This window comes from Mesorhizobium sp. M0960 (assembly GCF_040319055.1).
Taxonomy (GTDB): Bacteria; Pseudomonadota; Alphaproteobacteria; order Rhizobiales; family Rhizobiaceae; genus Mesorhizobium.
This window is the reverse complement of the sequence record NZ_JAMYNN010000006.1, coordinates 255745-270172: the sequence shown is the minus strand read 5'-3', so window position 1 is coordinate 270172 and position 14428 is coordinate 255745. Positions and strand designations below refer to the sequence as shown.

Genomic DNA, 14428 nt, shown 5'->3' with positions numbered 1-14428 from the left:
CCACAGTCATTTCGTCCCCATGGCCTCCTCGACCAGCGTGGCTGCATCCATCAGCAGCGTCTCATCGGCCTCGCCGTGCACCGGCATCTTGCCGATCTCAAGCATGATCGGCACGGCGAGCGGCGATATCTGCTCGAGATTCTTATGCATGATTCGACCCTGGACGCGCGAGAGCATCTCGGCAAGTCTGCTGACATCCAGCAGACCGGTCGCGGCATCGGCCCGCGTCGCCTGCAAAAGGATGTGGTCGGGCTCATGGCTGCGCAGCACGTCGTAGATGAGGTCGGTCGACACGGTCACCTGGCGGCCGCTCTTCTCCTGGCCCGGGTGGCGTTTCTCGATCAATCCCGAGATCAGCGCGCAATTGCGAAAGGTGCGCTTCAACAGCCAGCTGCCGGCGAGCCAGGCTTCGAGGTCGTCGCCCAGCATATCTTGATCGAAGAGCGCAGCCAGCGACGGTTTCTTCGCCCTGAACATGTGACCCATATCGGCCAGCGACCATATGGCAAGCGCATAATCGGTGGCGACGAAGCCGAGCGGCCTGGCTCCCGCCCTGTCGAGGCGGCGGGTCAGCAGCATGCCCAGCGTCTGGTGCGCCAGCCTGCCCTCGAACGGATAGGCCACCAGGTAGTAGCGGTTGCCGCGCGGAAAGGTCTCGATCAGCAGATCGTCGCGTTTCGGCAGCACCGACTTGTCGGCCTGGAAACGTAGCCAGTCGGCGACCTGCTCCGGCAGCTTCTTCCAGCGCTGCGGATCGTCCAGCATGGCGCGCACCTGTTCGGCTAGGTACGTCGAAAGTGGGAATTTGCCGCCGCCATAGTACGGCACCTTGGCGTCGCTGCCCGGCGCGTTCGAGACGAAGCACTCACTCTCGCGGATGCCCTCGAAGCGCAGCACCTTGCCGGCGAACATGAAGGTGTCGCCGTGCGTCAGCGTTTCGAGGAACGCCTCCTCGATCTTGCCAAGAACCCGACCGCCACGCGAAGCCGCGCCTCTGCTGCCGGCCTGGACGTAGCGCACGTTGAGCGCCGGCACTTCAATGATGGTGCCGACATTCAGCCGGTATTGCTGAGCGACGCGAGGATTGGACACCCGCCACAGCCCGTCCTTGTTGAGACGAATACGGGCGTAGCGTTCGTAGTTCTTCAGCGCATAGCCGCCGGTGGCGACGAAATCGATGACGCGATCGAATGTCGGCCGGTCGAGATCGGCATAGGGTGCTGCCGTTCGCACTTCCTCGAACAGCGCATCGGCCTGGAACGGCGCACCGCAGGCGCAGCCCAGCACGTGCTGCGCCAGCACGTCGAGCCCGCCATTGACCAGCGGCGGCGTATCCTGGGCGCCCAGATAATTGGCGTCGAGCGCCGCCCTGCATTCCAGCACCTCGAAGCGATTGGCCGGGATCAGGATCGCCTTCGACGGCTCGTCCATACGGTGGTTGGCCCGACCGATGCGCTGTGCCAGCCGGCTGGCACCTTTCGGCGCGCCGACATGGACGACCAGGTCGACGTCGCCCCAGTCGATGCCGAGGTCGAGCGTCGAGGTGGCGACGATGGCACGCAAGGCGTTCTCGCCCATCGCTTTCTCGACGCGCCGGCGCTGGGCGACGTCGAGCGAGCCATGGTGTAGCGCGATCGGCAAGGTGTCCTCGTTGACCCGCCACAACTCTTGGAACAGCAGCTCCGCCTGGCTGCGCGTGTTGACGAACAGCAGGGTTGTCTTGTGGCGCTTGATCTCGTTGTAGATCTCCGGCGTTGCGTAGCGGGCCGAATGTCCCGCCCACGGCACGCGCTCCTCCGAATCGAGAATGGAGATCTCGGGCTTGGCGCCGCCAATGACGACGATCAGTTCGGCCATCGGCCCCGGTGGATTCTGGCTGACCAGCCAGCGCCGCAATTCGTCGGGCTCGGCGACCGTCGCCGACAGGCCGATCATCTGCAGGGCGGGCACAAACGAGCGCAGCCGGGCCAGGCCAAGCGACAGGAGGTGCCCACGCTTCGAGGTCACCAGCGAATGCAGTTCGTCGAGTACGACATAGCGCAGGTCCTCGAAGAAGCGCCTGGCGTCGGCCGCGGCAATCAGCAGCGCCAATTGCTCGGGCGTGGTCAGCAGAATGTCGGGCGGCGCCAGCTTCTGCCGCTGGCGCTTGTGTGCGGGCGTATCGCCGGTGCGCGTCTCGACAGTAACCGGCAGCCCGATCTCTTCGACGGGTTTGCCGAGATTGCGCTCGATGTCGACGGCCAGCGCCTTCAACGGCGAGATGTACAGCGTGTGGATGCCGCGATGCGCCTGCCCTGGCCTTCTCCTTGGCCGGCCGGCCAGTTCGGTCAGCGATGGCAAGAACCCGGCCAGCGTCTTGCCGGCGCCGGTCGGGGCGATCAGCAATACCGACTGCCCGCCCTGAGCCTTGGCCAGCAATTCGATCTGATGGGCGCGCGGCGACCAGCCTTTTTCCGCAAACCATTTGACGAATGGCTCGGGCAGGACGACGGCGGCTTTCTGTTCGGCAAGGCGCAGCTGCTCTGTCACGCGTCAGAGGTAGCGCGGCGGCGCGCGATCGCCAAGCAGAATCAGAACAAAAGGTGATCGATTCGCGTTACGGCCGGCGAAACCCCGTCGGACCGCCATAGAGATAGCCGATACGGGCGATCGCTTCGCTCAGTCCTTCACGCGATACCAGCATGGTGTGGCCATTGGCGTGGATTATCGTCTCGGCGTCGGTCATGATAGCGACGTGGCCTTTCCAGAACACCAGGTCGCCGCGCTGAAGCCCGGAAAAGTCCGGCCCCGGAACGAGCGGCTCGCCGATGGTTGCCGCCTGCATGTCGGAATCGCGCAGCACCTGCCTGCCGGCCATGCCCATCGCCAATTGCACGAGACCGGAACAGTCGATGCCGAAGCCCGAGGCGCCGCCCCACAAATAAGGCGTGCCGAGAAAGCTCTCGGCAACAGCAACGTAGTCGGCGGCCGCCTCGGCGACAGGCCTGAGATGACCCGAGATGACCGCTTGACCGGACGGCAACAGCGCATAATGCGTGCCGCGTGTTTCGGCTGAGCCCGTCACCGTCACCAATGATCCCATCGACAATTGCCCGCTCACCGGAAAGCGCAAGTCGGGTCCTGGATAGAGAAAGGTGCGCGGCACCGAAACGATATGGGTCGGCGCATGGTCCCGAGCGCCCAACGCCGTGTCGGCGACATAGCCGACATAGCCGTCGCATTCGCCCTGGATCCAGGCCCAGCCTTCTGCGTCCTCGAAGACGAGAATGTCATCGCCGAACAGAAGCTGTGTGTTGACACCGGCATTCGGCCGTGGCGCCTTGCGGATGTCGGCCACGGAAGCGGTGATGCGAGCCGGCCGGCCGGCGACGAACCGGTCGGCGGCGACCTCGCCTCTCAGCCTGGCATCGGCGAGATCGGAGCGGAAGGCATGGAGGCGGGCATCCCTGGCGGTCAAATCGGCAACTCGTTCAAATGGACAATTTGGTCAAATCGGCAGCTCTTGGGCTCTGGCAATGATAACATCGCCGAAGCGTTCGACAAAGAGCGCACCTTCGACTGTGCGCCTGACCAGCACGTTGCGCTTGTCGAGCTCGTCGCGGTGGCGCGACACCAACTTCAGCGCCCCCATCGTGTCGAGCGCACGGGTGATCACCGGCTTGGTGACATTGAGGCGGGCAGCCAGACCGCGCACCGTGTGCGGCGGCGGCTCGAGATAGATGGTGAACAGGATCGCCGTCTGGCGCATGGTGAGATCGGGTGCGTCGTCGCGCACCTGCGACAGCACCACCTGCTGCCACAGTCGCAAGGCCTGACTTGGACGCATGATAATCGACATCCGTCCAGCATGACGGAAAATTGTTTCGGTTCCGTTTCAGTCAACACCTTCGTCGGCTATGCCGAGACATCATCCGCCGAAGCGGTTCGAAATGACACGCTCCAGCGCCCGGATGCCTTGCGCCTCGCCGCCGGCAAGGCCGTGCGGGCGGTCCGACGGGTTCCAGGCGAAGATGTCGAAATGCGCCCAGCTGGCGGTCTTTTGGACGAAGCGCTTCAGGAATAGCGCCGCGGTGATCGAGCCGGCGAGACCATCCGACGTGACGTTGTTGATATCGGCAATTTTCGACGCCAGCTTGGCGTCATAGGGCTTCCACAACGGCATGCGCCATAGCGGATCCTCGACCGCAACGGAGGCGTCCGCCAGCTCGGATGCAAGCGCCTCGTCACCGGTGTAGAAGGGCGGCAGGTCGGGGCCGAGCGCAACACGGGCAGCGCCTGTCAGTGTTGCCATATCGACCAGCATCTGCGGCTCCTCGTCGTCGGCCAAGGCTAAGGCGTCGGCGAGGACCAGCCGCCCTTCAGCGTCGGTGTTGCCGATTTCGACGGTGATGCCTTTGCGGCTCACCAGCACATCGCCTGGACGGAAGGCGTTGCCGGCTATCGAATTCTCGACAGCGGGGATGAGCACGCGCAGCCGGACCTTCAGCCTGGCGGCCATGATCATGGAAGCGAGGCCCAGCACGTTGGCAGCGCCGCCCATGTCCTTCTTCATCAAAAGCATGCCCGAGGACGGCTTGATGTCGAGGCCGCCTGTGTCGAAGCAGACGCCCTTGCCGACCAGCGTTATCTTGGGGGCATTCTTCGGCCCCCAAATCATGTCGATCAGGCGCGGCGCGTCGGCCGAAGCGCGACCGACGGCATGAATCATCGGAAAGTTGGCGGCGAGAAGATCGTCGCCCTTGGTCACCGATATTTCAGCCTTGTGCGTCGCGGCCAAGGTCCGGGCGGCATTCTCCAGCTGGCCGGGACCCATATCGCTGGTCGGCGTGTTGACCAGGTCGCGTGCCAGGAAAACGCCATCGGCGATGCGTCTGACGCGAGCGGCGTCGGCGCCGGACGGCAGCGCGAAGCGAAGCGTCCTGCCGGGCTTCTTGCCATAGCGGGTGAAGACATAGCCGCCGAGTGCCAGCGCGAGTGCCGTAAGCTCCGGCTTGGCCGGTGCGGACGCAAGACGCCACTCGCCTTCGGGCAAGGCTCTCGCCAGTGCCCCGACGGCCATTGCACCCTCGTCGTCGCCGGTGCCGAACAGGGCTCCGGCAATCGCACCGTTGTCGCCAGGCACAACCAGCGTCCTGCCGGCCTCGCCGGAAAAGCCGTTGGCCTTGGCCCAGGCGACTGAGGATGGCTCAAGGCCCGCCGCCGCCTGCGCATCCTTCGCCACCAAATGGACCGGCAGCGCATTGCTCAATTTTTTCTCGACGAGTTCAACAGGCATTCGCTGGTCTCCGGCTTCTGAGTCGGCATTTCTTAACTCTCCGTTAGGGTTAACAGAATATTTCTGCGGGAGGGAAGATGACCACGCAAATGGTCACGCGCATGAACGGAGCCCTGGTGCCGATGCCGACCGACCGCAGGATGAACGCCAGCGCAAATAGGCTGATCACCACGGCGTTGATGATGGTGCTTGCCGCAAGCGTCGCTGGCTGCGGAACCAGCAAATTGACGACTGGCTCGATTTCTCGCCCAAGCGGCAAGCCGCTGGAAACAATGTCGGCGGGCGAACTGCACAACGCCACGATGGCGCTCGGGCAGTCCTACTCGAAAAGCCCCAACGACAAGCGGATCGCGACAAACTATGCCGCGGCGCTGCAGATGGACGGTGACGCCGACCAGTCGCTTGCGGTGATGCGCAAGCTGGCGATTGCCTTGCCGAAGGACCGCGACGTGCTCGCCGCCTATGGCAAGGCGCTTGCCGCCAACGGACAGTTCGAGCCAGCTCTCGATGCCGTGCGCCGCGCGCAGACGCCCGAATATCCTGACTGGAAACTTGTATCGGCGGAAGCTGCCATTCTCGACCAGCTCGGCCAAAAGGACGAGGCGCGTCAAGACTATCGCAAGGCGCTGGACCTCAAGCCGAACGAACCGTCGATCCTTTCCAATCTCGGCATGTCGTACGTGCTGGAAGGCGATTTGCGCACGGCCGAAACCTATATGCGCTCGGCCGCCCAGCAGCCGAATGCCGACAGTCGCGTCCGCCAGAACCTAGCGCTGGTCGTCGGTCTGCAAGGACGTTTCGACGAGGCCGAGAAGATCGCCTCACAAGAGCTGTCGCCGGAACAGGCGCAGGCCAACGTCGCTTACCTTCGCCAGATGCTGGCGCAGCAGAATGCCTGGAGCCAGCTCAAGGAGCAGGACAAGGCAAAGCCTGCCACCAACTGACCGCTTCGAGCGCCGAACCGGCGCGAGAATTCCGCAACATGTCAAACGCAAGGAACCGCGCGACACCGGCAGCGCGGCTTTGAATCGTAGCAGCGTTTGTGGCGACGCCGCTTGGGCTACTGGCTGCTCGATTTCGGCTGGTCGCCAAAGATGCCGCGCTGACTCACCTGGATGCCGGCGGGACCCAGAATGATGGCGAACAGCACCGGCAGGAAGAACAGGATCATCGGCACGGTAAGCTTCGGCGGCAGCGCGGCCGCCTTCTTCTCGGCGGCATTCATGCGCATGTCGCGGCTCTCAGCGGCAAGCACGCGCAGCGCATGCGCCACGGGCGTACCGTAGCGCTCGGCCTGAACCAACGCCTGGGACACCGACCTGACGGATTCGAGGCCAGTGCGGCTTGCAAGGTTCTCGTACGCCTGCTTGCGCTCCTGCAGATAGGAAAGTTCGGCATTGGTCAGGATGAATTCTTCCGCCAATGCCACCGATTGCGCGCCGATCTCATCGGCGACCTTGCGAAGCGCTGCTTCCACCGACATGCCGGACTCGACGCATATCAGCAACAGGTCGAGCGCGTCCGGCCACGCCATCTGAATCGACTGCTTGCGCTTGGTCGCACGGTTGTTGACGTAGAGCACCGGCGCGTAGAACCCGGCATAGGCAACCACGATGCAGACGAACAGCTTCACGAAAAGCGGCTGCTCGGGCAGTCCTCCAAGCACGAACAGATATATGGCCGCCAATGCAAAGCCGATGAAGGGCAGGACGAGGCGGAAAAAAAGGAAGCGCGTCAGCGGATTTTGGCCGCGAAAACCCGCCACTTTCAATTTCTGCAAGGTACCTTCGTCCGCCAGCGCACGCCTGAGATCCAGGCGATCGACAATATTGCGCATGCCGACCGACTGCTCTTCGCGCAGGCCCTTGCGGCGGCGGTCGGCTTCGACTGCCAGCCGCGCGCGCTGTTTGGCGCGCAGCTCATCGCGCTCCAGCGCCACGGATTTCATGCGCGCCTTGAGCTGGTTCCCGCCAAAGGCGGGCAGCAGCGTGAAGACCGTCGCAAACACCGCGATGCCGACCAGCAGTGCGATCAGCAGGGACGGGTCGGTGAGAGTTCTGATGACGTGATCGGTCATACGCGCGAATCCTAGACTTCGAAGTTCATCATCTTGCGCATTACCAGGATACCCATCGACATCCAGACGCCGGAACAACCGAGGATCAGATGGCCGGTGCTGGTGGTAAAGAGGGGCATGATGTAGTTCGGGCTCGTCAGATAGACGAGAAAGGCGACGACGAAAGGCAGCGCGCCGATGATCACGGCGGATGCCTTGGCTTCCATAGACAACGCCTGGACCTTGGCCTTCATTTTCTTGCGGTCGCGAAGCACGCGCGAAAGATTGCCCAGCGCTTCGGAAAGATTGCCGCCAGCCTGAGACTGGATCTGGATGACGATGCCGAAGAAGCTCGCCTCGGTGCACGGCATCGTTTCGGGCATGCGCATGGCCGCGTCGGGGATCGACAAACCCATTTGCTGCGAATCGACGATGCGGCGGAACTCGGTCTTGACCGGCTCGGGGGATTCATTGGCGATCAGGCGCACGGCGTCGTTCAGCGGCAGGCCAGATTTTACTGCACGCACGATGATGTCGAGCGCGTTCGGAAATTCGTTGAGAAACGCCTTGACGCGGCGTGCGCGGCGAAACGAGACGAACCAGCGCGGCAGACCCAAGACACCGACCAGCAGCGCAGCCGGCAAGACCAGCAGCGGTGCGCCGATGAAATAGACCAAAGCCGTCAAGACGACGCCGCAGACCGCCGAATAGACATAGAAGCGCTCAATCGAGACCTTCATGCCGGCCTGGCGGATTTGGATCTTCAGCGGTGGTTTCTTGACCAGGCTCTGGTTGGACTTTTGCTTTTGGTCGAGATCCTTCAGCGAATCCTGGACGGATTTGCGACGCTTGGCCGCTTCCGCCACGCGATCGCGCGAAGCCTTGACGACGGAACGATCCGTCTCGGCGGTCTTGATCGATTCAAGCCGCTTGCCGACCTGCTTCTCGGTGCTGATCCGATTGAACAGGAAAGCATAGGCCACTGCGCCGGCGCTGAAGCCGGCGAGCACGACGAATGCCAATACGGTGCTGTCAATCCCGAACATCGACCCTGGCCCCCACGCTTCCAGACGGATCAGTCAGCGCGTTTCTCCATCGCCTCGAGTGCAACGGCTAGGCGCTGCTCCTCGCCATAGTAGCGGGCGCGCTCCCAGAAATGCGGACGGCCGATGCCGGTCGACACGTGCTCGCCCAGCAACCTGCCGTTCGCATCCTCGCCCTTGATGTTATAGAGAACGATGTCCTGGGTGATGATGACGTCGCCTTCCATGCCGATCACCTCGGTGATGTGGGTGATGCGCCGCGATCCGTCGCGCAGGCGTGCAGCCTGTATGATCACGTCGACGGAGCCGACGACAATTTCGCGTACGGTTTTTTGCGGCAGCGTGTAGCCGCCCATGGCGATCATTGACTCTATACGGTTGAGGCATTCGCGCGGGCTATTCGAGTGGATCGTTCCCATCGAGCCGTCATGGCCGGTGTTCATCGCCTGCAACAGGTCGAACACTTCGGGTCCACGCACCTCGCCGACGATGATGCGCTCGGGCCGCATGCGCAGACAGTTCTTGACCAGGTCGCGCATGGTCACTTCGCCCTCACCTTCAAGGTTGGGCGGACGTGTTTCGAGACGCACCACATGTGGCTGCTGCAATTGCAGCTCAGCCGAGTCCTCGCACGTAATAACGCGTTCCTCGCGGTCGATATAGTTGGTCAGGCAATTGAGCAGCGTCGTCTTGCCGGAGCCGGTACCGCCCGAAATGACAATGTTGCAACGGACGCGGCCGATGATCTTGAGAATCTCGGCGCCTTGCGGCGAAATCGAGCCGAACTTGACCAGTTGGTCGAGCGTCAGCTTGTCCTTCTTGAACTTGCGGATGGTAAGGGCGGTGCCGTCGATGGCCAGGGGCGGTGCGATGACGTTGACACGGGAGCCATCAGGAAGACGCGCATCGCAGATTGGGCTTGATTCATCGACGCGGCGGCCAACCTGGCTGACGATACGCTGGCAGATGTTGAGGAGCTGCTGGTTGTCGCGGAAACGGATGCCGGTCTGCTCGACCTTGCCGTTGACCTCGATGTAGACGTTCTTGGAGCCATTGACCATGATGTCGGCAATATCGTCGCGGGCAAGCAGTGGCTCCAGCGGCCCGTAGCCCAAGACGTCGTTGCAGATATCCTCGAGAAGCTCTTCCTGCTCGGCGATGGACATCGCGAAGTTCTTGATCGCGATGATGTCGTTGACGATGTCGCGGATTTCCTCGCGCGCGCTTTCGGGATCGAGCTTGGCGAGCTGCGACAGATCGATCGTGTCGATGAGTGCGGAGAAGACCTGGCTTTTGGTGTCGTAATAGCTCTCGCTGCGCTCACGCTGAATCCTTTTCGGCTCCGGCGCCAATGGCGGCGGCTCGACCGCACGGCGAACCGCCGGCCCTGCAGGCGCGCCGGATGGCGGCAGCGCCCCGGGCCTGGCAGCTACCGCCGCTTCCACAGGGTTCGCGGCCGCCGGCGCGGCAGGTGCGGGTGCTGGCTGACGGAATTCCGGGATGGTCCGGTTGCCGTCGTCGCTGCCTCTTTTACCAAACATGATCGCTTACCAATTCCACCGCTGCGGCATCACTTCTTGTTGCGCGAAAGCTTGCCGAGCAGGTTGCCGAGGCCAGCCTTTTTCTTCACCTTGATTTCGCTGCGCCCCGTCAGCACATGGGCAATCTCGTTGATCGTGGCGACGACGGGGCTCTTGGCATCCATCTCACCGAGCATACGTCCGTTGTTGGCGGCATTTCCGAACAAAAGCGGCTCGAACGGGATGACCGACATCGGCGAAAGGCCGAGCGATTCGGAGAAATCGGACGGCGTAATCTCGGGACGTTTCGGCACACCGGCCTGGTTGATCACAAGCTTTGGCGCAGGATCGTTTGGACGAAGCCGCTTCAGCATGTCGACCAGGTTCTTTGTGTTTCGCAGATTGGCCAGTTCGGGCGTCGCCGTGATAACGATCTCGTCGGCCTTGACCAGCGTGTTCTTGGTCCAGCCGGCCCACACATGGGGGACATCGAGCACGAGGAGCGGCGCGCTACGCTGGGCTATGTCGATAAGCTGGGTGAAGGCGTCGGGCTCGAAATCGTAGACCCGCTCCAGGGTCGAAGGTGCCGCAAGCAGCGACAGGTGCTCGGCGCATTGGGCGAGCAGCCGGTCGAGATAGACCTCGTCGACGCGTTCCGGCGAGAAGACCGCCTCGGCAATGCCCTGCGCCGGGTCCTGGTCGAAATTGATGTTGGCCGTTCCGAAGGCGAGGTCGAGATCGGCGACAACCACTTCGGACTTGAAAAGGGACGACATGGCCCAAGCCACATTATGGGCTATTGTCGAGGAGCCGACGCCGCCCTTGGCGCCGATGAAGGCAATCGAGCGGCCGATCGGCTCAGCTTCCGGATCAACGAAGATCGAGGACACCACGCTGACGATGTCGGCCATCGATACCGGGGCGATGACATATTCGGAAATGCCCGAACGGATGAGTTCGCGATACAGGCCGACATCGTTGTAATGGCCGACAACCACCACCTTGGAGGTCGGATCGCAGTGCTCGGAGAGCTGGGCGAGTTGTTCCAGCAACAGCTTCGGCTCGCTGCGCGATTCAAGCAGGATCAGGTTCGGTGTCGGCGCAGACTGGTAGAATTCGATAGCGGTGGGGATGCCCCCCATATGCACCTTCAGATGGGCCTTGGCCATACGGCGATCCTCGCCAGCGCGCTCGACCGGATTGGCTACGCCTTCGGTCTCGCAGAACGCCTGGATCGAAATGCGCGGGATCGGCCGCAACGCCTGCATCGCGGCAATATCCTGCTCCGAGGTTTCGCCGCCTGCTACCTCTGTGTCATAGGCAAGATTGCTCATTGTCATCTCTTTCAGTGACTTGCGCGGCTTAGGTCTGTTGAGCCTCAACACTCGTTAATATTCGACTTCCGAATTGCCGAGGAGTTCGTCCGAAATTCCTCTGTCGCGATAGACGTCGATCACCGCGCTCCGATTTGCCGCGTCGATGGGAGTCTGTTTGCGCGGCCCGATCAGATCGGCCGGATTGGCCATCTGGGCGGCAAGGTTGTTTTGGTACGAACAGCCGAAATCGGCATAATGCTTGTTTTCCGAAGTCTCCAGAAGGTCTTCCGGCCAGCGCCCGCATTTGTCCGTCTGAGCCTTCACCGAAACGTAGGCGACACGGACCGGGGCGGACGCTTCGGCCGAAACGGATTGATAGGACCGCACGGCGATCCGCTTCCGGCTGATGCCGCTGGCTATGGCAAGCCTGGCGAAATCGCGGCCGGCCGCGGCCGCTGCGATTTCGTTAGCCGAGCCGCTCGGGACCTCAATCGTCAGCACCGGAGCCGCGCTCCTGTCGTATCCGTCCAGAAAGCCCAGGAGCGTGTCGCGCTGGAATCTGGTCATGCCACGGTCGCCGGCGCCGACCGGAAGGTCGATCTTCTGGATCTTCTCGGCGATGACGATCGGATGGGTGGTGCGATAGTCGTCCGGTATGGCACCGACCGTGACGCTGTCGCGATTGGCGCAGCCGGCCAGTGATGCCGCCATCACGACCGCCATGATGGGAACGGCGGGCCGCCAGATTCGCAAATGGACCGACCGCATCGCGGTGATCGCCTTTGTCTTCGATGCTGACTGAGACATGTCCGCTTCCCCGCTTACTTGTAGATGAAGCCGATAACGCCGTGATAACGGCCGTTGGGCTTGTCGGTCTGCATGGTGCCGTAGACGCGGTTGACGCGTCCAAGGAACATGGCGGCCCCGTCGCTGGCGGCGTTGAAATTGTCGTCAGGCTTGGCAAGGTCGTTGCGCGCCACCGGCTTCACCAGATAGGGCGTGATGATGATGACGAGCTCGGTCTCGTTGCGAACGAAATCCCTGCTGCGGAAGAGCGCGCCGAGCACTGGAATCTTTGTCAGGCCAGGCAAGCCGTTGACGGCTTGCCTGACATCGTCGCGGACGAGCCCGGCAATCATCATCGAGCCGCCCGAAGGCAGTTCCACCGTCGTGTCGGCCAAGCGTTTGCGAAGCGACAGGGCGTTCATGCCAAGGCTTTTTACGCCTTCGGAATAAGATACTGACCCTTCCGTTGTCGGCTCGGAGACCGACGTCCTGACTTTCAGGCTGATGCGGCCGGGAGACAGCACCACCGGCTGAAATTCCAGGCCAATACCATATTCGATCTTCTCGACTGAATAGGTTTTCAGACCTGTCTGGTTATCGTTGGAGACGGCTTCGGAAACGCCGGTCACCATGTTATATTCACCGCCGACCTTGAAGGTCGCCTTCTCGCCGGATACGGCCGTCAATGTTGGCTCGGCGAGAGTCTTCATGACGCCGGACTGTTCCATGGCGTTGATATAGGCCTGCAGCGTCGAGCTGCTGATAGAGAGGCCCGAGTTCGACAGCGACTTGCCTAAACCGGTGAAATTGTCGCTTAACGCGCTCCAGCTGATGCCGTTGCTGCTGCCGCTGCCGATCATGTTGACGCCGAGCTGCTTCATCACCGAGCGGCTGACTTCGGCAACCGTCACCTTGAGCGTCACCTGGTCGTCGCCGATAATCTGCAGCAGGTTGACGATCTTGCTGACGCGGCGCTCGGTGTCCGGATTGTTGATGTCGACGCCGGCATCGGCGGAGCCGCCGGCAGCGGTCTGCGAATATTGACCCGTGGTCGCTTCGCCGCCTGAGACGAAGATCTCCGCCAGGTCTTGCGCACGCTTGGCGTCCAGCGGAGTGTCAACGGTTCCGGTCAGAACGACATTGTCGTTCAGCAACTCTACCTTGATCTCCGATGACGGGATGAAGCGCTTGATATAGTCCTCCAGCCCGGCAACATCGCGTTCGACCGCCAGATCAAGGCTGACGATCTGTTCGCCATTCGGGCCAAAGACGAAGATGTTGGTCTCGCCGACCGCCTTTCCGAATAGATAGATGCGCCTGGCGGTGCGGGTCACCGCATCGGCTACCGCGGGGTTGGCAACGAGAATATCGTAGGCATCGCTCGGCAGGTCGATGACCACCGATTTGTTGAGCCCGAGCTTCACTCGCTGGGTGGCCGTCGAGGCTGTGACCCTGGCATTGTTCGCCGCATGGGCATCGAGAGTGCCATACGCATTCGTTCCAAGGAGAAACAGGCCGATCGCCGCAGCCAAGGTGACCGGCAGTTTGGTTTTTAGCTTCATTTCCTCGCCCCCACTTCGGAAACTTCGCCCGACTTGATCAACCGCACCGTTCCGCGCCGACCATTGCCGGAAACCAGGTAGTCGGCCTCCCCCACATTCTTGTCCTGGCTGTCCTTGATTGAGCGCAGTGCCAATGTCAGGCGATCCGCCATCTGCTGAGCGACGGTGATGATCTCGGACTGCTGCGGCGTCAGTTCCAGGGTGGCGGTCTGGCCGACCCTGGTCTTCTTGCCTTCCTCATCCTCCTGAATGGTCTGGTCGATCGCCAGGACGCGAATGTTCTTGAGGATAGTCTCGGTCGTGAAGCCCGGACTACCGCCATTGGCGGTATCGGCTCTGCGGGTCATGATGACGTCGACGAAATCGTTGGGAAGAATAAAGCCACCGGCCGAAGTGTCGGCCGAGATGCTTGTGGCGACAGCCCGCATGCCGGAGGGCAGGATCGACGACATGAAGCTTTGCCCCTCACCGATCAACTTCGAGCGCCGCAACGGCTCGCCGGCATACAGCGCCACGCGCGCGACGCCGCCCTTCAGCTTATCCAGCGCTTCAGGCTCGGCGGCGCGGGTGATGAAATTTGCGTTGATGCCGGCGGACGGCCATGACTCCCAGGAAATGTTGTTCTCTAGCGGACTGCCCATCGGAACATCGCCGGAAAGGACAAGCACGTCCTGCAGCGCGATCGCCGGCGCTTGGGGGCCGGAATCGACAACCGGAGGCGGCGGAGGCGCGACCATGTTCTTCGCGACATAGCCTGCACCTCCGGCCGCGGCTATCGCCACGCCTAGAATAATCAATCGGGATGCTGGCATCTGTCCGAACCTCGCCCTTGGCAAACCACCTGGCCAAGCCGGACTTTGCAGCGGCAAT

The 14428-nt window shown here is 62.3% G+C and carries 12 protein-coding genes; 1 reads left to right on the top strand and 11 read right to left on the bottom strand.

Annotated elements, in window-relative coordinates; all coding sequences use genetic code 11:
* Positions 1–6: 6 nt before the first annotated feature.
* The 4 genes from NKH63_RS14975 to NKH63_RS14960 all read right to left on the bottom strand — a co-directional run bounded on the left by NKH63_RS14975 (position 7) and on the right by NKH63_RS14960 (position 5275).
* Positions 7–2529 carry a ligase-associated DNA damage response DEXH box helicase gene (locus tag NKH63_RS14975; RefSeq protein ID WP_023719524.1) on the bottom strand — a complete coding sequence of 841 codons (2523 nt, stop codon included), beginning with the start codon at positions 2527–2529 and terminating at the stop codon, positions 7–9.
* A 67-nt stretch (positions 2530–2596) separates the two neighbouring features.
* Positions 2597–3457: a C40 family peptidase gene (locus NKH63_RS14970; RefSeq protein ID WP_023719525.1), complete on the bottom strand. Its 861-nt coding sequence runs from the start codon at positions 3455–3457 to the stop codon at positions 2597–2599.
* A 30-nt stretch (positions 3458–3487) separates the two neighbouring features.
* The gene (locus NKH63_RS14965) at positions 3488–3838 is read right to left on the bottom strand and encodes a MarR family winged helix-turn-helix transcriptional regulator (protein ID WP_352918049.1); all 351 of its coding nucleotides are present in this window, start codon (positions 3836–3838) and stop codon (positions 3488–3490) included.
* A 69-nt stretch (positions 3839–3907) separates the two neighbouring features.
* Positions 3908–5275 (bottom strand): leucyl aminopeptidase family protein, encoded by a 1368-nt coding sequence (locus NKH63_RS14960; protein WP_023719527.1) that lies wholly within the window; start codon positions 5273–5275, stop codon positions 3908–3910.
* 122 nt (positions 5276–5397) lie between these two features.
* On the opposite strand from NKH63_RS14960, the gene NKH63_RS14955 reads away from it, so the two are divergent.
* Positions 5398–6219, top strand: coding sequence for a tetratricopeptide repeat protein (locus tag NKH63_RS14955; RefSeq protein WP_023719528.1), 822 nt, complete (start codon positions 5398–5400; stop codon positions 6217–6219).
* A 116-nt stretch (positions 6220–6335) separates the two neighbouring features.
* Here NKH63_RS14955 and NKH63_RS14950 read toward each other — a convergent pair whose 3' ends face one another.
* Genes NKH63_RS14950 through cpaB form a run of 7 tightly spaced genes read right to left on the bottom strand, consistent with a single transcriptional unit; the run spans position 6336 to position 14370 of the window.
* The gene (locus tag NKH63_RS14950; protein ID WP_352483228.1) at positions 6336–7352 is read right to left on the bottom strand and encodes a type II secretion system F family protein; all 1017 of its coding nucleotides are present in this window, start codon (positions 7350–7352) and stop codon (positions 6336–6338) included.
* Between the two features lie 11 nt (positions 7353–7363).
* Positions 7364–8377 carry a type II secretion system F family protein gene (locus NKH63_RS14945; protein ID WP_023719530.1) on the bottom strand — a complete coding sequence of 338 codons (1014 nt, stop codon included), beginning with the start codon at positions 8375–8377 and terminating at the stop codon, positions 7364–7366.
* A 29-nt stretch (positions 8378–8406) separates the two neighbouring features.
* Positions 8407–9915, bottom strand: a complete 1509-nt coding sequence (locus NKH63_RS14940; protein ID WP_023719531.1) for a TadA family conjugal transfer-associated ATPase — start codon at positions 9913–9915, stop codon at positions 8407–8409.
* A gap of 29 nt (positions 9916–9944) precedes the next feature.
* Positions 9945–11228 carry a CpaE/TadZ family protein gene (locus tag NKH63_RS14935; protein WP_023719532.1) on the bottom strand — a complete coding sequence of 428 codons (1284 nt, stop codon included), beginning with the start codon at positions 11226–11228 and terminating at the stop codon, positions 9945–9947.
* Positions 11229–11282: 54 nt separating this feature from the next.
* Complete coding sequence (locus NKH63_RS14930; protein WP_023719533.1) at positions 11283–12017, bottom strand: CpaD family pilus assembly protein; 735 nt, start codon at positions 12015–12017, stop codon at positions 11283–11285.
* 14 nt (positions 12018–12031) lie between these two features.
* A complete protein-coding gene (locus tag NKH63_RS14925; RefSeq protein ID WP_352493779.1) occupies positions 12032–13558 on the bottom strand; it encodes a type II and III secretion system protein family protein in 1527 nt (508 codons plus the stop codon).
* Entirely contained in the window at positions 13555–14370 is an 816-nt protein-coding gene (cpaB, locus tag NKH63_RS14920) for a Flp pilus assembly protein CpaB (protein ID WP_023719535.1), read from the bottom strand. The genes NKH63_RS14925 and cpaB overlap by 4 nt, the downstream gene beginning before the upstream one ends.
* Positions 14371–14428 lie beyond the last annotated feature (58 nt).